The sequence below is a fragment of the Pseudomonas sp. OG7 genome, from assembly GCF_014192825.1.
Lineage (GTDB): Bacteria > Pseudomonadota > Gammaproteobacteria > Pseudomonadales > Pseudomonadaceae > Aquipseudomonas > Aquipseudomonas monteilii.
Window position 1 is genome coordinate 39,045 of sequence record NZ_JACHYK010000004.1, and the last position, 23,688, is coordinate 62,732.

A 23,688-nucleotide genomic window follows, 5' to 3' on the forward strand; every position below is an offset into this window, starting at 1 on the left:
AATCTGTTCTAGTTGGTGTAGACGGGCCCCACGCCCAGTCCCCAGATAATCACCGTGGCGGCCATGATCGCCACCAGCACCACAAGGCCCACCGCCAGCACGGAGCTCGAGAACAGGAAGCCTTCGTCGGACGGTATGTTCATGAACGTCGGTAAGCCGACATACAGCAGGTACACCGTGTAGCAGATGGCGGCCGTGCCGATCAGCATGCCCAGCCACAAGTGCGGGTAAAGCGCTGCCAGGCCGCCGATGAACAAAGGGGTGGCGGTGTAGGTGGCAAAGGCGATGCACTGCGCCATGGACGGGTTGGCATCGTAGGTGCGCGCCATCCAGTGGATGAATGCGCCCATTACCGCCACCCCGGCGAGCATTGCCAGGTACGACATGATGCTCATCCAGATGGCGCTTTCCATGGTCAGCATCACTGCTGGGCGGTCGCCGATCACCCAGCCGACCTGGGTGGTGCCGATGAACGCCGAAACGGCGGGAATCGCCGCCAGGATAAGGGTATGCGTCAGGTACATGTGGCTGATGGTTTCTTCTTCGCCACGGATTTCCCGCCATTCCTGGTCGGGATGGGTAAACAGCCCCACAACGTGATGAATCATGCCGTCACTCCTCTCAATGTTGCCAAACGCCCCCCAGATGGAGCGCAAGCGGCCCGAGGCCCGAACACCGAAGCAAGCGGTAATGTGGCCTTATGTCGCAGTATAGGAAGCTGTTGCCGGCATAAACCGTGCTTTTTAGAGCAAATTGCGCTGTCAGGCGTACTGTTGATTACAACGAAGTCTTTATCGGAATGCCTACAGCGGCGCCGCGTTTGTGCGTAAAATAGCCGCCTTTTGTCACACCTCGCGGATTCAAGCGCTATGGGCACCCTCTCGGTCAACCAGAACAAACTGCAAAAACGCCTGCGTCGTCTCGCCGGCGAAGCCATCACCGACTACAACATGATCGAGGATGGCGACAAGGTCATGGTCTGCCTGTCTGGCGGCAAGGACAGCTACACCATGCTCGACGTTCTGTTGCACCTGCAGAAGGTGGCACCGATCAAGTTCGAGATCGTTGCGGTGAACATGGACCAGAAGCAGCCGGGCTTCCCCGAGCACGTGCTGCCGGCCTACCTCAAGGAGCTGGGCGTCGAGTACCACATCGTCGAGAAGGACACCTACTCGGTGGTCAAGGAACTGGTACCCGAGGGCAAGACCACCTGCTCGCTGTGCTCGCGCCTGCGCCGTGGCACCTTGTACACCTTCGCCGATGAAATCGGCGCGACCAAGATGGCCCTGGGGCACCACCGCGACGATATCGTCGAAACCTTCTTCCTCAACATGTTCTTCAACGGTGCGCTCAAGGGCATGCCGCCGAAGCTGCGCGCCGATGATGGCCGCAATGTGGTGATCCGCCCGCTGGCCTACTGCAGCGAGAAGGACATCCAGGCCTACTCGGACATGAAGGAATTCCCGATCATCCCGTGCAACCTGTGCGGCTCGCAGGAAAACCTGCAGCGCCAGGTGGTCAAGGACATGCTGGTGGAGTGGGAGCGCAAGCACCCGGGCCGTACCGAGAGCATTTTCCGAGCCCTGCAGAACGTGGCACCGTCGCAACTGGCCGACCGCAACCTGTTCGACTTCACCAGCCTGAAGATCGACGAAAACGCTACCCCGCGCTTCCTCGACGTGGTGAATATCTGAGCCTATGCGCGATTACCAGTGGCTGCATGAGTACTGCCTGAACCGCTTTGGCTCGGCCCAGGCGCTGGAGGCATTCCTGCCGCAGCCGCGCACGCCGGCGCAGTTGAGGGGCATCAGTGATGACCGCTACCTGTCGACCCTGGCCTTGCGTGTGTTCCGCGCCGGGCTCAAGCACAGCCTGGTGGATGCCAAATGGCCGGCGTTCGAGCAGGTGTTCTTCGGTTTCGACCCGGAGAAGGTGGTGCTGATGGGCGCCGAGCACCTGGAGCGGCTGATGCAGGATGAGCGCATCATCCGTCACATGGGCAAGCTCAAGAGCGTGCCGCGCAATGCGCAGATGGTGCTCGACGTGGCGAAGGAAAAGGGCAGTTTCGGCGCCTTCATCGCCGACTGGCCGGTGACCGACATCGTGGGCTTGTGGAAGTACCTGGCCAAGCACGGCAACCAGCTGGGTGGGTTGTCGGCGCCACGCTTTTTGCGCATGGTCGGCAAGGATACGTTCATTCCCACCGATGACATGGCGGCGGCGCTGATTGCACAGAAGGTGATCGACAAGCAACCGACCAGTCAACGCGACCTGGCGTTGGTACAGCAGGCGTTCAACCAGTGGCACGAAGAGAGCGGGCGGCCGCTGTGCCAGTTGTCGGTGATGCTGGCGCATACCGTCAACCATTGAGATTTTGGGGCCGCAGAGCGGCCCCAGATGTTAATTACCTTCGCCCGCTAGGCGCCGCTCATGCTGGAACTTCCAGCGCACATACAGCAGCCCTGCAATGAACAACCCCAGGCTCACCAGCACTTCAACCCAGCCGAACACCGCCCGCGCCGGGTCGAACGCCGCCAGCACGCCCTTGATGAAATAGATGTTCACCACGAAGCAGGTCCAGGCATGTGCCCGTGCGCTGCCTGTCAGCATGCCCGGCAACAGCAACAGCAGCGGCACCAGTTCGATCGCCAGGATCACCTCGACCCGTGCCCCGTGCAGGTTGGCAAACCACAGGTTGTTGACCACCAGCAAAGCGATCAGGCCGAAGAAAAACGCCAGGCTCAACGCTCGCGTCAGGCGCAGGCGCGGTGCCAACCATTCCAGTGGCGGCAACACCTTGGGCTTTTTAGCCACGCGCGGCCTCCAGGGCCTTGGCGGTGGTCGCCAGGCGTTGGCCAAGGGCGCGGCACAGGGCGATCTCGTGTTGGTCGAGCTCGCGCTTGCCATCGGCACCGGCATGGTGGCTGGCACCATAAGGGGTGCCGCCCCCGCGGGTTTCCAGCAAGGCCGATTCGCTGTAGGGCAGGCCCATCACCAGCATGCCGTGGTGCATCAACGGCAGCAGCATCGACAGCAGGGTGGTTTCCTGGCCGCCGTGCAGGCTGGCGGTGGAGGTGAACACGCCAGCCGGCTTGCCCACCAGTTCGCCACCCAGCCACAGGCTGCTGGTGCCGTCCAGGAAGTACTTCAGCGGCGCTGCCATGTTGCCGAAACGGGTCGGGCTGCCCAGCACCAGCCCGGCGCAGTGGCGCAGGTCGTCCAGGGTGGCGTACAGCGCGCCACTGGCCGGAATATCCGGCGCGACGGCTTCGCACTCGGTGGAGATCGCAGGCACCGTGCGCAGGCGCGCCTCCATGCCGGCGAGTTCGATGCCGCGAGCGATATGCCGGGCCATTTCGCTGGTCGAACCATGGCGGCTGTAATACAGCACCAGGATGTACGGGGCGCTCACGGCAGGATCTCCAGCACTTTTTCCGGCGGGCGACCGACCACGGCCTTGTCACCGGCGACCAGGATCGGGCGTTCGATCAGCTTGGGGTGCTGGGTCATGGCGTCGATCAGTTGTGCATCGGTCAATGCCGGGTCAGCCAGGTTCAGGTCCTTGTACGCGTCTTCACCTGTGCGCAGCAGTTGACGTGGTGTGACGCCCAGCTTGGCGAGCAGGGCCTTGAGGGTGGCGGCGTCGGGTGGGGTTTCCAGGTAGCGCACGATGGTTGGCGCCAGGCCGCGGGCTTCGAGCAGTTCCAGCGCGCCGCGGGATTTCGAGCAGCGCGGGTTATGATAGAGCGTGAGGTCGGTCATGTCGGGTCGCATCCAGCAGGGTGTGGCGGCTATTCTAACCGCAGCGACTGACCAATTTGCTTTAAAACTCGAGAAGGATTGACCCATGGCAAGGCGTCTGGCAGCAGTACTGGCCATCACCGCGAGCCTGTTGCTCGGTGGTTGCGGTGCCGATTATGGCGTGGACCAACACGGTAATACGGTTAAGGCCGAACAGATCGACGGGCACTGGCTGGTGCTCAACTACTGGGCTGAATGGTGCGGGCCGTGCCGTACCGAAATCCCGGAACTGAACGCGGCGGCCAAGCAGTGGGCGGCCGATGGCATCAAGGTGGTGGGGGTGAATTTTGATGGCTTGCAGGGGCAGGACCTGAAACAGGCCGCTGACACCCTGGGCATCGGTTTTACCGTGCTGGCCCAGGACCCGGCCGAGCGCTACGACCTGCCACGCAGCGAGGCGCTGCCGGTGACCTACATCATCGATGACAAGGGCAAGGTGCGTGAGCAGCTGTTGGGCGAGCAGACCCTGGAAGGGTTGCAGGCCAAGATCAAGGCCCTGAAAGGCGCTTGATCCAGGTGGGGCTGCAGGGCAGCCCCCCATGATATCAGCCTTCTTCAGGCCAGAATCGCAGCGGCTTGCCTTCGGCCGGCCAGAAGCGCATCTGCTCCACCGGCGACACATCCCAGCGCTGTACCGTTTCCAGTGCCTGCAAGAAGCGCTTTTCCTGCTCCATCAACGCTGGCGCGCACAGCTTGCGGGTCTTGCCGACCTTGCCGAAGCTCAGGTGCTCACCGTCCAGCGTGTACGGCGCAAACCAGTGGTTGCAACCGCCATTGCCATAGGCGCGGCCGTCGCTGGCCAGGGTCAGGGTCAGGTGGCTGTAGTCGATCAGCGGGCGTTCGCCAATCCACTCCAGCACATAGCTGCGTTCCTGCTGCAGCTTCGAAGGTTCTGCGGCGCAGCCGAGCAGGCCGGTGGCAATCAGCACGCCGGTCAGCAGATTTTTCACTCGACGCTCTCCTGGCAACGCGGGCACAGGTGTTTGTCGCCACGGCTGGCCCAGCCCAGTTCGGCAATGCGCGCGCTGGCAGCGGGTTGGCGGGCTTGTTTGCCCAGCTTGGCGTCCACGGCAAATTCGAAGTCCAGCACGGCATCGCAGCTGTCGCACTCGACCTGCCAGGTGAGGATTTCCAGCTCGTTGAACACCGGACCGCTGGCCACGGCAACCCACTGGCCGCGCGGGTTGATCAGGTGGCGCACGCTTTCCACGGTCAGGCGCATGGACAGGTCCTTGCTGCCTTTGAGGGTGACCAGCAGAGTGTCGCCTTTGTGCATCGAGCCGCCGTTGCCAGTGACCTGGTAGCGGCCTGGCACCAGTGCGCGGCACTCGATCAGGGTGTGTTGCGGGTTGAAAAGGGTGTAACGGAAATCGTGCTCGACCATGGGTCCTCCAGAAATGCCGCGTATCCTAGCATTAACCCATCACCAGATTCTGTGGATTGCCCGCCGCCCAGCGGTTGATGTTGTCCAGCGTGGTCGCGGCGATGGCATCCAGCGCCTCGCGGGTGAGGAAGGCCTGGTGAGCCGTGATGATCACGTTGGGGAAGGTCAGCAGGCGCGCCAGCACATCGTCTTGCAGGGGCAGGTCGGAGCGGTCTTCGAAGAACAGCTGGGCTTCTTCTTCGTAGACATCCAGGCCCAGGTAGCCGAGTTGGCCGCTTTTCAGCGCATCGATCAGTGCCGGGGTGTCGACCAGCGCGCCACGGCCCGTGTTTATGAGCATGGCACCGGGTTGCAGCTGGGCCAGGCTCTGTGCGTTGATCAAGTGGCGGGTGTGCTCGGTCAGCGGGCAGTGCAGGCTGATGATGCGGGCTTCGCGTAGCAACTCGGGCATGGTCAGGTAACGCGCACCGAGGGCCAGCAGTTCCGGGTTGGGGTAGGGGTCGTAGGCCAGCAGTTGGCAGCCGAAACCGGCCATGATGCGGGCAAAGGCCGCGCCGATCTGGCCGGTGCCGACCACACCGACGGTTTTGCCGTGCAGGTCGAAGCCGGTGAGCCCGTGCAGGGTGAAATCACCTTCGCGGGTGCGGTTGTAGGCCCGGTGCAGGCGCCGGTTGAGGGCCAGGATCAACGCCACGGCGTGCTCGGCCACGGCGTGTGGCGAGTAGGCTGGCACGCGAACCACCTCAAGGCCCAGACGCTGGGCTTCGGCCAGGTCGACGTGGTTGTAGCCGGCCGAACGCAGCGCGATCAGGCGTGTGCCACCGGCGGCCAGGCGCTGCAGCACCGGGGCGTCGAGTTCGTCATTGATGAAGGCACAAACGACTTCGTAGCCGCTGGCCAGGGCGGCGGTGTCGAGCGTCAGGCGGGCAGGCTGGAAGTGCAGTTCCAGGGTGCTGCCACTGGCGGCCCGGGTGAAGCTTTCCTGATCGTAGTGCTGACTGCTGAACAACAGGGCTCGCATGGTGGGGCTCCTCATTCAAAACTCGACCGCTCTGTTCAAGCGCTCAATCTGGCCTGCGCCGCCAGCCGGCTGATCGCACCGTCCAGCTCATCCAGCGCCTGCTGTGCCTGCGGACTTTCCTGCTTGAGCAAGGTCTCGCTGCGCTGGCAGGCCGCGCGCAACTGCGGCACACCGCAATAGCGCGAGGCGCCGTTCAGGCGGTGTACCTGCTCGATCAGGCCATTGCGGTCGTCTGCATCGCGGGCCGCACGAATGGCTTCGCGGTCTGCCTCCAGCGAGGCCAGCAGCATGCTCAGCATGTCGGCTGCCAGGTCCGCCTTGCCTGCCGCCAGGCGCAAGCCTTCTTCGGGGTCGAGTACCTTGAGCTCATCGCTGTTGGCCAACAGATCGGTTTGCGCCTGCCGCGGTGTGCCCAGGCTCAGCCCCGTCCATTTCATCACCACCTGGGCCAGTTGCCGTTCGCTGATTGGCTTGGTCAGGTAGTCGTCCATGCCGCCGTGCAGCAATGCGCGTTTTTCATTGGCCATGGCGTGGGCGGTAAGGGCAACGATCGGCAGCGGGTTGCCACTTTGGGTATTTTCCCAAAGCCGAATCTGCTCTGTGCAGGCGCGGCCATCCATGCCGGGCATCTGCACGTCCATCAGTATCAGGTCGAAGGGCTCGTCCTGTACGGCCTTTACCGCGGCATAACCGTTGTCTACGGCCAGCACCTCGGCGCCAAGATCCTCTAGCAGGGTCTGGACCAACAGCAAGTTGGCGGCATTGTCGTCGACGCACAGGATTTTCGGCTGCCGCTGGCCGTTGATGCTGTTCGCTTCGCCCAGCGGGCGGCGTGGTTGCACCAGCTCCAGCAGCAGGCGGCGCAGTTTGCGGGTGCAGGTCGGCTTGGACAGCAACTGGCCATGACCATTGGGCAGGAACGGGTGGTAAAGGGCTTGCTCGGTGGTCGGGCACAGCACCACGCATTGGCAGTGGTGGCGCTCAAGCTGCTGGTGGTAGTGGCCCAGTTGCTCGGGCGACAGGGTGCCCAGGTTGGCCCCGAGCACGGCGAACTCGAACGGCTGGCCGGCCTGGCTGGCAGCTTGCACCGCTTGCAGCAGCTGGTCGTAGGAGGTGAACAGGCTGACACTGAGGCCGCAGTCTTCCAGTTGGTGTTCCAGCGCCTGACGGGCCAGCTCGTGGCCGTCGACGATGGCGGCGCGGCGGCCCAGCAGCGGCTGTAGCGCAAACGCCTCGACATCGTCGTGGGCTTTGGGCAGGTTGAGGCTGATCCAGAACTGCGACCCTTCGCCCGGGGTGCTGTCGACGCCGATTTCGCCGCCCATCTGCTCGATCAGGCGTTTGGAAATCACCAGCCCCAGGCCGGTGCCGCCGGGCTGGCGGGCCAGCGAGTTGTCGGCCTGGCTGAAGGCCTGGAACAGTGTACGTACATCCTGCGGCGACAGGCCGATACCGGTGTCCTGCACACTGATGCGCAGCTGTGCGCTGTCTTCGTGCTCGTCTTCGAGCATGGCACGTACGACGATGGTGCCTTCGCGGGTGAACTTGATGGCGTTGCTGACCAGGTTGGTCAGGATCTGCTTGAGCCGCAGCGGGTCGCCGATCAACGAAGCGGGCGTGTCGCGATAGATCAGGCTGAGCAATTCCAGCTGCTTGGCGTGGGCGGCCGGTGCCAGGATGGTCAGCGTATCCTGAACCAGGTCACGCAGGTTGAACGGGATGCTGTCGAGCACCAGTTTGCCGGCCTCGATCTTGGAGAAATCGAGGATCTCGTTGATGATCCCGAGCAAATTGTCGGCGGATTTCTCGATGGTGCTCAGGTAGTCCAGCTGGCGCGGCGTCATCTCGCTTTTTTGCAGTAGGTGGGTAAACCCCAGAATGCCATTGAGCGGGGTGCGGATCTCGTGGCTCATGTTGGCCAGGAACTCCGACTTGATGCGGCTGGCCTCAAGCGCCTCCTTGCGTGCCATGTCCAGCTCGATGTTCTGAATCTCGATGGTTTCGAGGTTCTGGCGCACGTCTTCGGTGGCCTGGTCGATGCTGTGCTGCAGTTCTTCATGGGCATTTTGCAGGGTTTCGGCCATGCGGTTGATACCGTGTGCCAGCTCGTCCAGCTCATGGCTGCCCATGGTTGGCAGGCGTTCTTCCAGGTGGCCGTCCTTGAGCTGGTTGACCGCGTGCTTGATGCGCTCGATGGGGCCGTTGATGGTGCGGCTCATGCGCAGCGCCAGCAGGCCGCTGAGGGCCAGGCAAGCGAGGATCAGCAACAGGCTGGTGAACAGGTTGCGATAACCGCGCAGCAGTGTGCCGTCGTGCGACAGCTCGATCTCGACCCATCCCAGCAGGCGCTCGGCCTCGGACGGTACGGCATCGGTGGCCAGATCACGGTGGTGGCCGAAGACAGGCATCAGGTAGCGGGTGGCGTCGTTGCCGCTGCGTTGCAACAGCTGGGTGCCCGTACCACCGCTGGGGGGCTGGTTGAGCATGCTCGGGCCAGCGTGGGCCAGGCGTGTGCGGTCCGGGGCCAGGAAGGCAACGGCCCGTACATCGGACTGCTCCAGGGTCTGCGCGGCGATACGCTCCAGTTGCGCTGGCGCGAGCCGGGCCATGGCGGGGGCGGCCAGTGGCGCCAGTTGTTCGGCAATCATCTTGCCACGCTGCAACAGCTGTGTGCGCAGGTCGTTCTGTTGCAGCCAGGTGAAGTAACTGCCCAGCACCAGGGCCATCAGGCCGGCCGGCAGCAGTGCCAGCAGCAGGACCCGGCTACGGATTCCCAAGCGATCGAGCACACTCGCCTCCTGTGATGTGCCTGGATGCCGTCAAGTGGTGACGGCCAAGCCGCGAAGTTACTCCGCCTGCGGCACCATTGCACCTCTTTAGTATGTGTTTTGCGCCATTGCCGGTGCATTGGTCGCAGGGCGGTTGCCTGGCAGGCGGTGGATGCTCAATAATCGCGCAATTGAGAATGCATGGCAGTTGCCAATGAATCCTGTAGCTATTCACAACTCCACTATCCTCGCCATCGAGGATGATCCGGTGCTCGGTGCCTACCTGCACGAAGAACTGCAACGCGGCGGCTTTCAGGTGACCTGGTGCCGCAATGGCCTGGAGGGCCTGGAGACGGCCGGGCGTCAGGTGTTCGATGTGGTGCTGATGGACATCCTGTTGCCCGGGCTCAATGGCCTTGACGCGTTGGCACAGTTACGCCAGCGCAGCGCCACGCCAGTGATCCTGATGTCGGCGCTGGGTGCCGAGGCCGACCGTATCAGTGGTTTCCAGCGTGGGGCCGATGACTACCTGCCCAAACCGTTCAGCATGGCCGAGCTGCAGGTGCGCATCGAGGCCATCCTGCGTCGGGTGGCCCTTGAGCGGCGTCATCAGGCGCCGCAGGAGCAGGCCGGCGGCGGTGAGCTGCAGTTCGACGAGGGGCTGTGCGATGTGCGGCTGGATGGCCGCCTGGCAGGCCTTACACCCAGTGAATTCCGCCTGCTCGACATCCTCAACCGCAACCTCGATGACGTTCTGAGCAAGCCATTCCTTTACCAGCAGGTGTTGCAACGCGGCTATTCGCGGCATGACCGCAGCCTGGACATGCATGTCAGCCAGATCCGCCGCAAGCTCAAGGGCATCGGCTATGACGGGCGGCAGATCCGCACCGTGTGGGGCAAGGGCTACGTGCTCAGCGCCACCGAGGCGGAGTAAGCCATGCTCGACCGCCATTCGTTGTTCTGGAAGCTGGCCATCTTGCTGGTGGGCTTCTGCCTGCTGATGATTGGCCTCAGTTATACCTGGGGCCGGCACATGGAAATCCAGAACGCTTTCCTCTCTGAGCCGGCGCGGCAAACGCTGCGTGGCTATGCCGCCGAGGCCGAGCAAGCCTGGCGTAGCGGTGGGCGAGCGGGGGTGGACCAGTGGGTGGCGGCGATGCACCAGCGCGAACGGGGCTGGGTGGGTGTGCTGGATATCAACCTGCGGCCCCTCGACAGTGCCACCCTCAACCCGCAGATCATGCAGCGCCTGACGCGCCTGCGCGGGGTCGATTGGCCTATGAGCCGTCGCAGCGTCGACCAGCCTTGGGTGCGTGTACCGTTCCCGTCGGCGCCGGAGCAGGGCATGCTGGTGATCGAACTGCCGCAACGGTTCAATCCGGACCAGTACCGCTTGCTGTGGCGCATCGTCACCAACGGCATCATCCCCGGCCTGTTCACCTTGCTGCTGTGCGTGGGGCTGTACCGCATGTTGATCGTGCCCTTGAACCAGCTGCGCGAACAGGCCAATGCCTGGCGTGCCGACCAGCTGTCGGCACGCCTGGACTCGCGCACCATCGCCCGGCATGACGAGCTGGGCGAGCTGGCCCGCGCCTTCGACCAGATGGCCGAGCGGCTGCAGGGCACGGTGGCCATGCAGCAGCAGTTGTTGCGCGACTTGTCGCATGAAATGCGCACGCCGTTGAGCCGGCTGCGGGTGGCCTGTGACGGTGAAACCGACTTGCAACGCCTGCGCGAGCGCCTGACCCGTGAAGTGGATGGTATGCAGCAACTGGTAGAAGACACCCTGCAGTTGGCCTGGCAGGACGCCGAACGTGCGCCGATGAACCTGGAGCCGATCGAAGTCCACGCGTTGTGGGAGCTGCTGGCCGAGAATGCCAGCTACGAGAGCGGTTGGTCGCTTGAGCGCTTGCGCTGTGAAGTGCCGGCCGACTGCTGGGTGCAGGGCAACCTCAACCACTTGGCCCAGGCACTGGAAAACATGTTGCGCAATGCCATTCGTCACTCGCCTGCCGAGGGTGTGGTGCGCCTGGGTGGGCAGCGCGAAGGCAGTTACTGGTGGTTGTGGCTGGAAGATGAAGGCGGGGGTGTGGCAGAAGAGGACCTGGAACGGATCTTCGCGCCGTTCTCGCGGCTGGACGGTTCGCGGCCGGGGGATGGTGGTTTTGGCTTGGGGCTGAGCATCGCCCGCAGTGCCATCCAGCGCCAGGGCGGCACTTTGTGGGCGCAGAATGGCAAGCGTGGGCTGCAACTGTGGATGCGCTTGCCGTCACATGCGGTGGTCTCGGCGCGGGCGCAGGACGCCTTATAGCTTGTAGCTATATGTTCTACAGATTGCGTGATATGGCCGCGAAGGGTTTGCCGGTATGATAGGCGCCCCTGCCGTCCGGATTGTGAAATACGCCATGACCTTGCAGTACCCAACCATCGCCGATTGCGTCGGCAATACGCCACTGGTTCGCCTGCAGCGCATTGCTGGCGAAACCAGCAACACCCTCCTGCTCAAGCTCGAAGGTAACAATCCTGCCGGCTCGGTGAAAGACCGCCCCGCGCTGTCGATGATCACCCGCGCCGAGCTGCGTGGCCAGATCAAGCCCGGCGACACCTTGATCGAAGCCACCTCCGGCAACACCGGCATCGCCCTGGCGATGGCGGCGGCAATCAAGGGTTACAAGATGATCCTGATCATGCCCGACAATTCCACCGCCGAGCGTAAGGCCGCGATGACCGCCTACGGCGCCGAGCTGATTCTGGTGACCAAGGAAGAGGGCATGGAAGGTGCCCGCGACCTGGCCGAGAAGCTGCAGGCCGAAGGCCGCGGCCTGGTGCTTGACCAGTTCGCCAACGGCGACAACCCGATCGCCCACTACAACAGCACTGGCCCGGAAATCTGGCAGCAGACCCAAGGCACCATTACCCATTTCGTCAGTTCCATGGGCACCACCGGCACCATCATGGGCTGCTCGCAGTACCTCAAGGAGCAGAATCCGGCGGTGCAGATCATCGGCCTGCAGCCCATGGAAGGCTCGGCCATTCCAGGCATTCGCCGCTGGCCCGAGGAATACCTGCCGAAAATTTTCGACGCCACCCGCGTAGACCGCGTGGTCGACATGTCGCAGCAGGAAGCCGAAGACACCACCCGCCGCCTTGCCCGTGAAGAGGGCATTTTCTGCGGCGTGTCTTCCGGTGGTGCGGTCGCAGCCATGCTGCGCCTGTCCCGTGAGGTGGAAAATGCCGTGATGGTCGCGATCATTTGCGACCGCGGCGACCGTTACCTGTCCACCGGCCTGTTCGACCCGAGCTAAATGTCCAAGAAAAAAAGCAACAGCGGCCTGCGCTTTCAGCCGGCCGGCGGCAACCGTAGCCCCCAGGTCCCCGTGGGCAAGAAGCAGCGCCTGGATATCGAGCGCCTGGCCGGTGACGGCCGTGGCATTGCCTTCCTTGACGGGCGCACCTGGTTTGTCAGTGGCGCCCTGGCCGGTGAGGCCGTGGAGGCGCGCGTGCTCAATGCCCGTGGCAAAGTGGTCGAGGCCCGCCTGGAGCGCCTGCTACAGGCCAGCCCCGAGCGCCGCGAGGCGCCGTGCCGTTATTACGACCGCTGCGGAGGCTGCAACCTGCAGCACCTGCCGCACGAAGCGCAACTGGCGCTCAAACAGCGCACGCTGGCCGAACAGCTGCAGCGAGTGGCTGGCGTGCAGCCCGAGGAATGGGCCGCACCGCTGAGCGGGCCGGAATTTGGCTACCGACGCCGTGCCCGCGTGGCCGTTCGCTGGGACGTCAAGGCGCGTCAGCTGGAGGTCGGCTTCCGTGCCGAAGCCAGCCAGGCCATCATCGCCATCGACGATTGCGCGGTACTGGTACAGCCTTTGCAGTCGATTCTGCGCCACTTGCCGACGGTGCTGCGTTCGTTGAGCAAACCCCAGGCGCTGGGCCACGTGGAGCTGTTCAGTGGTACCGCCGAGGCGGTGCTGGTGCGTCATGTTGCGCCGCTGCCGGCAGAAGACCTGGCGAAACTGCAGGCGTTTTGCGAGCAGGCCGATGCCCAGCTGTGGTTGCAGGGTGAAGGTGAACCTGCGCCGGTGGACGCTACCGCACAACTGGGCTTTGCCTTGGCACCGTGGCAGCTGGAACTGGCCTGGCGCCCGGGCGACTTCGTCCAGGTGAATGCCCAGGTCAACACGGCGATGATCGAGCAGGCCCTGGCCTGGCTCGCACCGCAGGCCGACGAACGTGTGCTGGACCTGTTCTGCGGCTTGGGCAACTTCGCCCTGCCGCTGGCCCGCCAGGCGCGCGAAGTGGTGGCTGTGGAAGGTGTACAGGCCATGGTCGATCGGGCCGCGGCCAATGCCCGAAACAACAATGTGCATAACGCACGGTTTTTTCAGGCCGATTTATCGCAGCCTTTGGCAGGCACCGGATGGGCCGCCGAGGGCTTTTCTGCGGTACTCTTGGATCCACCGCGCGACGGTGCTTTCGAGGTGGTGCAAGGCATCGCACGCCTCCAGGCCAAACGGCTGGTCTACGTATCGTGCAACCCGGCCACGCTGGCGCGAGACGCCCAGGTGCTGGTCGGCCAGGGGTACCGGTTAAAAAGGGCCGGGATTCTCGACATGTTTCCTCAAACGGCGCATGTCGAGGCCATGGCGTTATTCGAAGCGGGCTAGCAGACTGGCCCCTTGGTGCGGCTTCCATGGAATGGCAGCCGCACGGTGATCGCCAGCGCATCCGCGTGGTGCGCTGTATGGAAAGGTAAAACAAAGATGGTACAGGTGAGAGTGCACCAGCCGGTCAACACCGACGGCAGTATCAATCTCGAAGCATGGTTGGACCATGTGGTAAGCGTCGATTCGGCACTGGATCGCGCAGCGCTGAAAGAGGCCTGCGAGTTTGCCCACGAGGTCGAGAAAAAGGGCAACCCGGCCAAGCATTCCTGGGCGGACGGTACGTCCAGCTTCCAGGCGGGGCTGGAGATCGCCGAAATCCTCGCCGACCTCAAGCTCGACCAGGACTCCCTGGTGGCAGCGGTCATCTACCGCTCGGTGCGCGAAGGCAAGGTCACCCTGGCTGAAGTCAGCCAACGTTTTGGCCCGGTGGTGTCGAAGCTGATCGACGGCGTGCTGCGCATGGCCGCCATCAGTGCCAGCCTCAGCCCGCGGCAGTCGCTGGTGCTGGGCTCGCAGGCGCAGGTCGAGAACCTGCGCAAGATGCTCGTGGCCATGGTCGACGACGTGCGTGTGGCGCTGATCAAGCTGGCCGAGCGCACCTGCGCGATCCGTGCGGTCAAGGCTGCTGACGACGAGAAACGCCTGCGTGTCGCGCGCGAGGTGTTCGACATCTATGCGCCGCTGGCGCACCGCCTGGGTATCGGCCACATCAAGTGGGAGCTGGAAGACCTGTCTTTCCGCTACCTCGAACCCGACCAGTACAAGCAGATCGCCAAACTGCTGCACGAGCGCCGGCTGGACCGCGAGCGCTTCATCAGCGACGTGATGAACCAGTTGCAGAACGAGTTGCTGGCCACGGGCGTGAAGGCCGATATCAGCGGTCGGGCGAAACACATCTATTCGATCTGGCGCAAGATGCAGCGCAAAGGCCTGGAATTCAGCCAGATCTACGACGTGCGTGCGGTGCGCGTGCTGGTGCCGGAAATCCGCGACTGCTACACCGCGCTGGGCATTGTGCACACGCTGTGGCGGCACATCCCCAAAGAGTTCGACGACTACATCGCCAACCCCAAGGAGAACGGCTATCGCTCGCTGCACACGGCGGTGATCGGCCCGGAGGGCAAGGTGCTGGAAGTGCAGATCCGTACCCACGGCATGCACGAAGAAGCCGAGCTCGGCGTATGCGCCCACTGGCGCTACAAGGGCACCGACGTCAAGCCGAGCTCCAACCACTACGAAGAGAAGATCTCCTGGCTGCGCCAGGTGCTGGAGTGGCACGAAGAGCTGGGCGACATCGGTGGCCTGGCCGAGCAGTTGCGCGTCGACATCGAGCCGGACCGGGTTTATGTATTCACACCGGACGGCCATGCCATCGACCTGCCCAAGGGTGCCACGCCGCTGGACTTCGCCTACCGCGTGCACACCGAGATTGGCCATAACTGCCGTGGCGCCAAGATCAACGGCCGTATCGTACCGCTGAACTACAGCCTGCAGACCGGCGAGCAGGTCGAGATCATCACCAGCAAGCACGGTAACCCCAGCCGCGACTGGTTGAACTCCAACCTGGGCTATGTCACCACCTCGCGGGCGCGGGCCAAGATCGTGCACTGGTTCAAGCTGCAGGCGCGCGACCAGAACGTCGCCGCTGGCAAGACCTTGCTCGAACGTGAACTCAGCCGCCTGGGCCTGCCGCAGGTCGACTTCGAGCGCCTGGCCGAGAAAACCAACGTCAAGACCGCCGAGGACATGTTCGCCTCGCTGGGGGCGGGCGACCTGCGCCTGGCCCATCTGGTCAATGCTGCCCAGCAGTTGCTGGAACCCGAGCGTGTCGAGCAGATCGAGCTGGTGCCGCGCAAGCCTACCGGCCCGCGTACTGGCAAGCGTGGTGATATCCAGATCCAGGGGGTCGGCAACCTGCTGACGCAGATGGCCGGCTGCTGCCAGCCGCTGCCGGGCGATGCCATTGTCGGCTACATCACCCAGGGCCGTGGCGTGAGCATCCACCGCCAGGACTGCGCCTCGGTGCTGCAGCTGGCGGGCAAGGAGCCGGAGCGCATGATCCAGGTGAGCTGGGGGCCGATCCCGGTGCAGACCTACCCGGTTGACATCGTTATTCGTGCCTACGACCGCCCGGGCCTGCTGCGCGACGTTTCGCAGGTGCTGCTGAACGAGAAAATCAACGTGCTGGCGGTGAACACCCGCTCGAACAAGGAAGACAACACCGCGCTGATGTCGCTGACCATCGAGATTCCAGGCCTGGACGCGCTGGGGCGCCTGCTGGGGCGGATCTCGCAGTTGCCGAACATCATCGAGACGCGGCGTAATCGTACCCCTTGAGACTGCGGCGCCTGCTTCGAGGGTAAACCCGCTCCTACCCCTGTAGGAGTGGGCTTGCCCGCGAAGAGGGCGCCACCGAAGGACCTGCCTACATGACCTACACCCTCGAAGACCTGCTGCACCTCATGGCCCGCCTGCGCGACCCGCAGTACGGTTGCCCATGGGACCTCAAGCAGAACTACGCGAGTATCGTCCCGCACACGATTGAAGAAGCCTACGAGGTCGCCGACACCATCGAGCGCGGTGATTTCGAGCACCTGCAAGGTGAGCTGGGCGACTTGCTGTTCCAGGTGGTCTACTACAGCCAGCTGGCCCGGGAGGAGGGGCGTTTCGAGTTCGATGGCGTGGTCGACAGCATCACCCGCAAGCTGATTCGTCGCCATCCACATGTATTCCCTACCGGCGAGCTTTATGCGCCGCTGGATACCCCCAGCCTGAGCGAGGCCCAGGTCAAGTCCCGTTGGGAGGAGATCAAGGCCGAGGAGCGGGCCGAGAAAAGCACGCCCGAGCAACTGTCGCTGCTCGATGACGTGCCGTCAGCCTTGCCGGCCCTGTCACGGGCAGCCAAACTGCAAAAGCGCGCCGCCACGGTCGGTTTCGACTGGCCGGCAGCATTACCGGTGCTGGACAAGGTGCGCGAAGAACTGGACGAGGTGTTGCAGGCCATGGCCGACGGCGATGCCGATGCCCTCGAAGATGAAGTGGGCGACCTGCTTTTCGCCACCGTCAACCTGGCCCGCCACCTCAAGCATGACCCGGAAAACGCCCTGCGCCGCGCCAACCGCAAGTTCGAACGACGTTTCCGTTTTATCGAACAGGCATTGCGCGACAGTGGTCGCCCCATTGAAGATTGTCACCTTGACGAACTGGATGCCCTTTGGGGGGAAGCCAAGCGTCAGGAAAAGAACCTGCCCAGCTGCGGCTGAGCTGTTGCATAAGTGAGTGAACATTCATGAGCCTTTCCCTTCGCGACCAATTGCTCAAAGCCGGTCTGGTCAACCAGAAACAGGTCTCGCAGACCAACAAAGCTGAAAAGAAACAGAAGCGCATGGAGCACAAAGGCCAGGTCGAAGTCGACGACAGCCAGCAGCGCATGGCCAAGGAAGCCATGGCCGAAAAGGTCAAGCGTGACCAGGAGCTGAATCGCCAGCAGCAGGAAAAGGCCGAGCAGAAGGCCCGTGCTGCACAGATCAAGCAACTGATCGAAGCTACTCGTCTGCCTAAGCTGAGCACCGAGGATTACTACAACTTCGTCGATGACAAGAAGGTCAAGCGCATTGCCGTCAATGCCTTGATGCGTACCAAGCTGAGTAACGGCGCGTTGGCCGTGGTTTCTCATGCCGGTGGCTACGAGGTTATCCCTCGCGAAGCGGCGGTGAAGATCCAGGAGCGCGACCCTGGCCGTATCCTGTTGCTCAATACCCATGTCGAGGAAGCGGACGAAGATGACCCGTACGCCGCCTACAAGATCCCTGATGATCTGATGTGGTAAACACGAAAAACCCCGCCTTGGCGGGGTTTTTTATTTGAAGGCTGGGTCATTGCGTGGTGCGCTGGTTTTCCAGGTCTTCCAGCTCTACGCGGTATTGGTGCGCTTCGTGTTCGTTGTGGAACATCCCCACCAGTTGACCTTGTTGGTGCACATCCCAGATCCGCATGCCGGCGGCCAGGCTTTCGTGGGACATTTTCGATTCGTCGCGTTCGGTTACTTGGACAGTCATCGGTAAACTCCACTTCTTCAGTTGGCTGCGACAGTGTGTCGCACACCCTCTTTATAGAGTTTGTTAGCAGGCTAAGTAAATAAAACGGGCATGAAACAAGTTTCATGAAGGCCAGTGCCTTTGCACAAGGGCATAAAAAAGCCCCGCACTGGGCGGGGCTTGGGATGTTGCAGGCAGTGCTGGATCAGTTGCCTTTCACCGGCTTGCCATCGACCGTGCCATCCTGCAGCACGATCACGTACTCCTTGCCATCGGTCTCTACCTGGCGCAGTTGCACCAGCAGGTAGTCCCAGTTCTTGGCGAACCACAGCTCGGTGATGCGCTTGCTCTGGCTTGGGTCGCGCACGCGCTCGACCTTCACCGCATCGACCTGGCCGGTCTTGGTGGTGACTTTTTCGGTGCCCAGCACGCGGAAGTCGTAGGTGTCGATCTCGTCACCATCAACCACCTGGTAGGTCATGCTTTTCTTGCCGGCGGCCACGTCATGCTGCAGGGCCAACTGGTAGGACGACTTGTCCAGCACGCCACGGTTCAGCGGCAGGCTGACGGCATCACCACGGTCGCTGCCGGTGACTTTCTTGCCAGTCCAGTCGAAGTTCAGGTCGACCTTCTTGGCCTTGCCCAGGCCGCCGCGCTCGAAGTGGTACTTCTGCGGCAGCAGGGTGTCGTTTTCCATGCGCAGGGTGCTTTGCTCGGTCAGGCTGGCGATCATCATGGAGGCCTTGAAGTTAAGGTCCCAGGTACCATTGGCATTCTTGACCAGGCTGCGCTCGGCGGTGCCGCTCATGGGCAGCTGCTTCCAGTCGGCGGTGTAGCTGGCCGAGAAAGGCTTCAGATCAGCTGCCTGGAGGGGCAGGGCGAGCACGGCGAGAGCCAAAAGCAGGGCGCGACGCATAAATTCTCCTAGGATCGAATCAAGTGACCGCTGGCCGCCAGGGGCTGGCCATCCAGTAATGCGCCCTGTTCGCCAAGGCGCAAGCGCCCTTCAGCGAACCAGCGCACCGCCAGCGGGTAGATCAGGTGTTCCTGACGGTGTACCCGTTGGGCCAGGCTTTCGACGGTGTCGTCAGACGCCACCGGTACCACAGCCTGTACGACCAGTGGGCCGCCATCGAGTTCCTCAGTCACGAAGTGTACGCTGCAGCCGTGCTCGGCGTCGCCTGCCTCCAGTGCCCGCCGGTGGGTATGCAGGCCCTTGTACCTGGGCAGCAGCGACGGGTGGATGTTGAGCAGGCGGCCCTGGTAGTGGCGCACGAAGTCGCCACTGAGGATGCGCATGAAGCCGGCCAGCACCACCAGGTCCGGCGCAAAACCGTCGATGCGCGCAACCAGCGCGGCATCGAAGGCTTCACGGCCGTCGAACTGGGTGTGGTCGAGCACCACGCTGTCGATACCGGCCGCCGCGGCACGTTGCAGGCCGTAGGCATCGGCGCGGTTGGAAACCACCGCACGGATGCGCACCGGGCTGTCCTGGCCTTGGCAGCTGTCGATCAGGGCTTGCAGGTTGCTGCCGGAGCCCGACAGCAGTACCACTACATTGCAGGTCTTGCTCGGCATCAGTGTGCCTTGAGGTTCTGCAGCTCGACCTGGGCGGCGCCTTCGGCGGCTTCGGCGATGTGGCCGATGACCCACGGCTGCTCACCGGCGGCGCGCAGTTCGTTCAGGGCAGCTTCAACCTGGTCCTGGGCCACGCAGATGACCATGCCCACGCCGCAGTTCAGTACACGGTGCATTTCGTGCTCGTCGACGTTGCCTTTTTCCTGCAGGAAGTCGAACACCGCCGGGCGCTGCCAGCTGGCCACGTCAACCACGGCCTGGGCGTTTTTCGGCAGTACGCGCGGGATGTTGTCCAGCAGGCCGCCACCGGTGATGTGGGCCATGGCCTTGACGGCGCCGGTGTTCTTGATCAGTTGCAGCAGCGGCTTGACGTAGATGCGGGTCGGCGCCATCAGCAGGTCGGTCAGCGGCTTGCCGTCCAGCTGGGTGTTCTCGATGTCGGTAGCGGACACTTCGAGGATTTTGCGGATCAGCGAGTAGCCGTTGGAGTGCGGGCCCGAAGACGGCAGGGCGATCAGCGCGTCGCCAGTGGCAACCTTGGAGCCGTCGATGATTTCGGCTTTTTCCACCACGCCGACGCAGAAACCGGCCAGGTCGTAGTCTTCACCTTCGTACATGCCAGGCATTTCGGCGGTTTCACCACCGACCAGCGAGCAGCCGGCCAGTTCGCAACCGGCGCCAATGCCGGTGACCACGGTGGCGGCCACGTCAACGTTCAGCTTGCCGGTGGCGTAGTAGTCGAGGAAGAACAGCGGCTCGGCGCCGCATACCACCAGGTCGTTCACGCACATGGCGACCAGGTCCTGGCCGATGCTGTCGTGCTTGTTCAGGTTCAGCGCCAGGCGCAGCTTGGTGCCGACGCCGTCGGTGCCGGAGACCAGCACCGGCTGCTTGTAGCCGGCCGGGATCTCGCAGAGGGCGCCGAAGCCGCCCAGGCCACCCATGACTTCAGGGCGTGCGGTGCGTTTTGCCACGCCCTTGATGCGTTCGACCAGTGCTTCGCCGGCGTCGATGTCTACACCGGCGTCCTTGTAGCTCAGGGAGGGTTGCTTGCTCATTGATCCAGGCCTTTAGGAGGGAGGGATTCTTAAAAACGACCAAGACGGCCAAGGCCGGCGGGTAGACGGCGGCTGCCTGAAACGTCAGTGGTCTGTGAAGGCGCGCGATTTTATCAGGGTTGCCGGGCAGCGGCCATCCTCAGGCCGACGGGCAGGGCGGTAAATTGTTGAAAAAGGGCTGAGGGTGGTTGATGCGGTTGCATGTGTATAAGCTGCAAGTAGCGAGCTTCATGCTCGACTGGACAGGAATCCTCCATGCGTTTGTTCAATATTCTGGCGGTCGGCGGCCTGGCCCTGATATCGGTTGCAGCCCAGGCTGAAAATGTCGCTGGCCTTTATCAGGTGCGCGAGCCAATGGCCGGGCAGGGCGCCGAAGCCCGTACTGCCGCCACTGCCAAAGCCCTCGACACTTTGGTGCTGCGCCTGACCGGCGACCCCAAGGCAGTGCAAAGCCCGGCACTTGCCGAGTTGCGCAAAGACCCGCAGCAAATCATCAACCAGGTTGGCAGCGAGGCCGGCCCACCCGAGTCGGTGGTGGTCGAGTTCGACCCCGGTAGCACCGAACGGGCCTTGCGCAAGGCCGGCCTGGCGCTGTGGGGCAGCAATCGGCCTTCGATTCTCGGCTGGTGGCTGAATGACAGTGCCGAGGGCAGCAGCCTGGTCGGTGACGGCCAGGCCAGCGCCCAGCCCCTGCGCCGTGCCGCCCAGCACCGTGGCTTGCCGTTGCGCTTGCCGCTGGCCGACTTGCAGGAGCAGCTGGTAGCCAATGCCAAGCAGGTCGAAGCCACCGACCCGGCACCTTTGCGTGAGGCCGCCGAGCGTTATGGCGCCGATGCCTTGCTGGCGGTGCATGCACAGGAAGCCGATGGCAAATGGCAGGGCAAGTGGCAGCTGTGGCTGGGCGACCAGCGTGAACAAGGCACGGCCGAAGGGGGCGACCCGGCTGCCCTGGCTGACGCGGTCATGTTGGCGGTCAGCAGTCGCCTGGCGCCGCGTTATGTCACCCGTCCGGGTGCCAGCAGCCAGATGCAGGTGCAGGTGCAGGGGGTGAACCTGCAGCGCTATGCCGAGCTTGCCCGTGTGCTTGAACCCTATGGCCCACGCCTGCAAATGGCTGAAGGCACCACCCTGACCTATGGTGTGACCGGCAACCGCGAACAGCTGCGCGCCCAACTCGGCCTGGCCAAGTTGCAGGAGTTGCCCGCAGAGCAGGTGCCGGTAGCGCCCGCTACGCCAGCACCGGCAGCCGGTGAGCAACCTGCGCCGGCCCAACCTGCGCCCAAGCCGTTCGACGGCCTGCGTTTTCGCTGGTAAGGGGAGCATACCGTGACCGACGTTCGTCGCTGGATCTGGCTGGGCGCTGCCCTGCTGGTCGCTGTGCTGCTCTATAGCTTGCACAACATTCTTACCCCGTTTCTGGTCGGCATCCTGCTGGCCTACCTGGCCGACCCATTGGTTGACCGCCTGGAGCGTCTGGGGCTGTCGCGCACATGGGGTGTTGTGGTGGTGTTCGGCCTGTTCACCCTGCTGTTGCTGGCCCTGCTGCTGGTGCTGGTGCCGATGCTTGCCAAGCAGCTGGTGCGCCTGTACGAGCTGGCGCCACAGATGCTCGACTGGCTTGAGCATGTTGCGTTGCCTTGGGTGCAGAGCCGCTTGGGCCTGGCTGATGGCTTCTGGAAGTTCGACAAGATCAAAGCTGCCATCGCTGGCCACATGGGCCAGACCACCGACATCGTCGGCATGCTGCTGTCGCATGCCACGGCCTCGAGCCTGGCGCTGATGGCCTGGCTGGCCAACATGGTACTTATTCCGGTGGTGGGCTTTTACCTGCTGCGTGACTGGGACCTGATGATGGCCAAGCTGCGCAGCCTGCTGCCACGCCAGCGTGAGCCGCAGGTGGTCGGGTTGGCGGGCGAATGCCACGAAGTGCTCGGGGCGTTCGTGCGTGGGCAACTGATGGTAATGCTGGCCTTGGGCGTCATTTATTCGGCCGGGTTGATGCTGGTCGGGCTGGAACTGGGCCTGCTCATCGGTATGCTCGCTGGGTTGGCCGCCATCGTGCCCTACATGGGCTTCATCATAGGTATCGGTGCGGCCTTGGTGGCGGGGTTGTTCCAGTTTGGGGGCGACCTGTATCCGATGCTGGGCATCGTCGCGGTATTCATGGTCGGGCAGGCACTCGAAGGCATGGTGTTGACGCCGCTGCTGGTAGGGGACCGAATCGGCCTGCACCCGGTAGCGGTGATCTTTGCCATCCTGGCCGGTGGCGAACTGTTCGGTTTTACCGGGGTGTTGCTGGCACTGCCGGTGGCGGCCGTGATCATGGTGCTGCTGCGGCATGTGCATGACATGTACAAGGAATCGGACATGTATGCCGGGGATATCGACCCGCAGTTGTGATGTTGGGGCTGCGATGCAGCCCCCAACTTAGCGCAACTTGTTGATTTTGCTTGTGCTATCTGTTGCCGTGATTGTGCGGCCCGCCTTGCGGGTATAGACTTTGCAACATTGTTCACCAAAGGCCCCTTCGGTCCTGCTGACCGCCCGCGAGCATGAAACCACCGATCCAGTTGCCCCTGGGTGTGCGCCTGCGCGATGACGCCACCTTCATCAACTACTATCCGGGCGCCAATGCTGCGGCATTGGGCTACGTCGAGCGGCTATGCGAAGCCGACGCCGGCTGGACCGAGAGCCTTATCTACCTGTGGGGCAAGCAGGGTGTTGGCCGTAGCCACCTGCTGCAGGCTGCCACCCACCGCTTCCAGCAACGCGGCGAACCTGCTGTCTATCTGCCATTGGCGCAACTGCTCGATCGCGGCGTAGAACTGCTTGACTACCTCGCCCAGTACGAACTGGTATGCATCGACGACTTGCACGTGATTGCCGGCAAGGCGGACTGGGAAGAGGCCATGTTCCACTTGTTCAACCGCCTGCGTGACAGTGGCCGGCGCTTGCTGCTGGCCGCCTCGGCATCCCCGCGCGAATTGCCCATCAAGTTGCCGGACCTGAAGTCGCGGCTGACCTTGGCCCTGGTGTTCCAGATGCGTGGTTTGTCTGACGAAGACAAGCTGCGAGCCCTGCAACTGCGTGCTTCGCGCCGCGGCCTGCACCTCACCGACGAAGTCGGTCACTTCATCCTCACCCGCGGTGCGCGCAGCATGAGCGCGCTGTTCGACCTGCTGGAGCGCCTCGACCAGGCCTCGCTGCAGGCACAACGCAAGCTCACCATTCCGTTCCTCAAGGAAACCCTCGGCTGGTAACCCCCTGAAAACGCTGGGCCAGAGCGGCAAAACAAAAAAGTCACATCTTTTTCGATAAAATTTGCAAATGGCCATGATAGAGGGCATAGTTTCACCCTTCTAAAGGATTACAGACAC

The 23,688-nt window shown here is 63.2% G+C and carries 25 protein-coding genes; 13 read left to right on the forward strand and 12 right to left on the reverse strand.

Annotation, left to right across the window (positions count from 1 at the left end; all coding sequences use genetic code 11):
• Window positions 1–8: 8 nt before the first annotated feature.
• A complete protein-coding gene (locus tag FHW75_RS10955) occupies window positions 9–608 on the reverse strand; it encodes a Yip1 family protein (protein WP_003252385.1) in 600 nt (199 codons plus the stop codon).
• A 261-nt stretch (window positions 609–869) separates the two neighbouring features.
• Between FHW75_RS10955 and ttcA the strand changes: the two genes are divergently transcribed.
• Entirely contained in the window at window positions 870–1,694 is an 825-nt protein-coding gene (gene ttcA, locus FHW75_RS10960) for a tRNA 2-thiocytidine(32) synthetase TtcA (RefSeq protein ID WP_016715445.1), read from the forward strand.
• Window positions 1,695–1,698: 4 nt separating this feature from the next.
• Window positions 1,699–2,370, forward strand: coding sequence for a DNA-3-methyladenine glycosylase I (locus FHW75_RS10965; RefSeq protein WP_019099310.1), 672 nt, complete (start codon window positions 1,699–1,701; stop codon window positions 2,368–2,370).
• Between the two features lie 30 nt (window positions 2,371–2,400).
• On the opposite strand, the gene FHW75_RS10970 is transcribed toward FHW75_RS10965, so the two are convergent.
• Genes FHW75_RS10970 through arsC form a run of 3 tightly spaced genes read right to left on the reverse strand, consistent with a single transcriptional unit; the run spans window position 2,401 to window position 3,762 of the window.
• Window positions 2,401–2,814, reverse strand: coding sequence for a DUF2069 domain-containing protein (locus tag FHW75_RS10970; protein ID WP_016715447.1), 414 nt, complete (start codon window positions 2,812–2,814; stop codon window positions 2,401–2,403).
• Entirely contained in the window at window positions 2,807–3,412 is a 606-nt protein-coding gene (gene wrbA / locus FHW75_RS10975; protein ID WP_183673642.1) for an NAD(P)H:quinone oxidoreductase, read from the reverse strand. Before wrbA ends, FHW75_RS10970 begins: the two co-directional genes overlap by 8 nt.
• Window positions 3,409–3,762 carry an arsenate reductase (glutaredoxin) gene (gene arsC, locus FHW75_RS10980; protein WP_016715448.1) on the reverse strand — a complete coding sequence of 118 codons (354 nt, stop codon included), beginning with the start codon at window positions 3,760–3,762 and terminating at the stop codon, window positions 3,409–3,411. Before arsC ends, wrbA begins: the two co-directional genes overlap by 4 nt.
• Before the next feature lie 85 nt (window positions 3,763–3,847).
• Between arsC and FHW75_RS10985 the strand changes: the two genes are divergently transcribed.
• On the forward strand, window positions 3,848–4,312 hold the full coding sequence (locus FHW75_RS10985) for a TlpA disulfide reductase family protein (protein ID WP_019099309.1): 465 nt from the start codon (window positions 3,848–3,850) through the stop codon (window positions 4,310–4,312).
• A 34-nt stretch (window positions 4,313–4,346) separates the two neighbouring features.
• On the opposite strand, the gene FHW75_RS10990 is transcribed toward FHW75_RS10985, so the two are convergent.
• Genes FHW75_RS10990 through FHW75_RS11005 form a run of 4 tightly spaced genes read right to left on the reverse strand, consistent with a single transcriptional unit; the run spans window position 4,347 to window position 8,995 of the window.
• On the reverse strand, window positions 4,347–4,751 hold the full coding sequence (locus FHW75_RS10990) for an META domain-containing protein (RefSeq protein ID WP_019099308.1): 405 nt from the start codon (window positions 4,749–4,751) through the stop codon (window positions 4,347–4,349).
• Window positions 4,748–5,185, reverse strand: coding sequence for a hypothetical protein (locus FHW75_RS10995; RefSeq protein ID WP_019099307.1), 438 nt, complete (start codon window positions 5,183–5,185; stop codon window positions 4,748–4,750). Before FHW75_RS10995 ends, FHW75_RS10990 begins: the two co-directional genes overlap by 4 nt.
• Window positions 5,186–5,216: 31 nt before the next feature.
• The gene (locus FHW75_RS11000; protein WP_019099306.1) at window positions 5,217–6,206 is read right to left on the reverse strand and encodes a 2-hydroxyacid dehydrogenase; all 990 of its coding nucleotides are present in this window, start codon (window positions 6,204–6,206) and stop codon (window positions 5,217–5,219) included.
• Between the two features lie 35 nt (window positions 6,207–6,241).
• The gene (locus FHW75_RS11005) at window positions 6,242–8,995 is read right to left on the reverse strand and encodes a response regulator (RefSeq protein ID WP_183673644.1); all 2,754 of its coding nucleotides are present in this window, start codon (window positions 8,993–8,995) and stop codon (window positions 6,242–6,244) included.
• Window positions 8,996–9,188: 193 nt separating this feature from the next.
• Between FHW75_RS11005 and FHW75_RS11010 the strand changes: the two genes are divergently transcribed.
• The 7 genes from FHW75_RS11010 (at window position 9,189) to FHW75_RS11040 (ending at window position 17,467) form a co-directional block, all read left to right on the forward strand.
• Window positions 9,189–9,908 (forward strand): response regulator transcription factor, encoded by a 720-nt coding sequence (locus FHW75_RS11010; protein ID WP_183673646.1) that lies wholly within the window; start codon window positions 9,189–9,191, stop codon window positions 9,906–9,908.
• A 3-nt stretch (window positions 9,909–9,911) separates the two neighbouring features.
• Entirely contained in the window at window positions 9,912–11,285 is a 1,374-nt protein-coding gene (locus FHW75_RS11015; protein WP_025754882.1) for a cell wall metabolism sensor histidine kinase WalK, read from the forward strand.
• 94 nt (window positions 11,286–11,379) lie between these two features.
• Window positions 11,380–12,279 carry a cysteine synthase CysM gene (gene cysM, locus FHW75_RS11020; protein ID WP_025754883.1) on the forward strand — a complete coding sequence of 300 codons (900 nt, stop codon included), beginning with the start codon at window positions 11,380–11,382 and terminating at the stop codon, window positions 12,277–12,279.
• A complete protein-coding gene (gene rlmD / locus FHW75_RS11025) occupies window positions 12,280–13,638 on the forward strand; it encodes a 23S rRNA (uracil(1939)-C(5))-methyltransferase RlmD (RefSeq protein WP_019099301.1) in 1,359 nt (452 codons plus the stop codon).
• Between the two features lie 96 nt (window positions 13,639–13,734).
• On the forward strand, window positions 13,735–15,975 hold the full coding sequence (gene relA / locus FHW75_RS11030; protein WP_019099300.1) for a GTP diphosphokinase: 2,241 nt from the start codon (window positions 13,735–13,737) through the stop codon (window positions 15,973–15,975).
• A 92-nt stretch (window positions 15,976–16,067) separates the two neighbouring features.
• Window positions 16,068–16,901 carry a nucleoside triphosphate pyrophosphohydrolase gene (mazG, locus tag FHW75_RS11035; protein ID WP_025754884.1) on the forward strand — a complete coding sequence of 278 codons (834 nt, stop codon included), beginning with the start codon at window positions 16,068–16,070 and terminating at the stop codon, window positions 16,899–16,901.
• Between the two features lie 26 nt (window positions 16,902–16,927).
• Window positions 16,928–17,467: a DUF2058 domain-containing protein gene (locus tag FHW75_RS11040; protein ID WP_016715460.1), complete on the forward strand. Its 540-nt coding sequence runs from the start codon at window positions 16,928–16,930 to the stop codon at window positions 17,465–17,467.
• Window positions 17,468–17,513: 46 nt separating this feature from the next.
• Here FHW75_RS11040 and FHW75_RS11045 read toward each other — a convergent pair whose 3' ends face one another.
• From FHW75_RS11045 to purM, 4 genes are all read right to left on the reverse strand, one after another.
• A complete protein-coding gene (locus FHW75_RS11045; RefSeq protein ID WP_016715461.1) occupies window positions 17,514–17,696 on the reverse strand; it encodes a hypothetical protein in 183 nt (60 codons plus the stop codon).
• A gap of 184 nt (window positions 17,697–17,880) precedes the next feature.
• Window positions 17,881–18,591 (reverse strand): DUF3108 domain-containing protein, encoded by a 711-nt coding sequence (locus FHW75_RS11050; protein ID WP_016715462.1) that lies wholly within the window; start codon window positions 18,589–18,591, stop codon window positions 17,881–17,883.
• A gap of 8 nt (window positions 18,592–18,599) precedes the next feature.
• Window positions 18,600–19,253, reverse strand: a complete 654-nt coding sequence (gene purN / locus FHW75_RS11055; RefSeq protein WP_019099299.1) for a phosphoribosylglycinamide formyltransferase — start codon at window positions 19,251–19,253, stop codon at window positions 18,600–18,602.
• Window positions 19,253–20,311, reverse strand: a complete 1,059-nt coding sequence (purM, locus tag FHW75_RS11060) for a phosphoribosylformylglycinamidine cyclo-ligase (RefSeq protein WP_003252437.1) — start codon at window positions 20,309–20,311, stop codon at window positions 19,253–19,255. Before purM ends, purN begins: the two co-directional genes overlap by 1 nt.
• A gap of 255 nt (window positions 20,312–20,566) precedes the next feature.
• Here purM and FHW75_RS11065 point away from each other — a divergent pair, with 255 nt between their 5' ends.
• The 3 genes from FHW75_RS11065 to hda all read left to right on the forward strand — a co-directional run bounded on the left by FHW75_RS11065 (window position 20,567) and on the right by hda (window position 23,571).
• Window positions 20,567–21,625 carry a DUF2066 domain-containing protein gene (locus tag FHW75_RS11065; RefSeq protein ID WP_027609868.1) on the forward strand — a complete coding sequence of 353 codons (1,059 nt, stop codon included), beginning with the start codon at window positions 20,567–20,569 and terminating at the stop codon, window positions 21,623–21,625.
• A 12-nt stretch (window positions 21,626–21,637) separates the two neighbouring features.
• On the forward strand, window positions 21,638–22,711 hold the full coding sequence (locus FHW75_RS11070) for an AI-2E family transporter (RefSeq protein ID WP_019099297.1): 1,074 nt from the start codon (window positions 21,638–21,640) through the stop codon (window positions 22,709–22,711).
• 152 nt (window positions 22,712–22,863) lie between these two features.
• The gene (gene hda / locus FHW75_RS11075; RefSeq protein ID WP_003252443.1) at window positions 22,864–23,571 is read left to right on the forward strand and encodes a DnaA regulatory inactivator Hda; all 708 of its coding nucleotides are present in this window, start codon (window positions 22,864–22,866) and stop codon (window positions 23,569–23,571) included.
• Window positions 23,572–23,688: the final 117 nt, after the last annotated feature.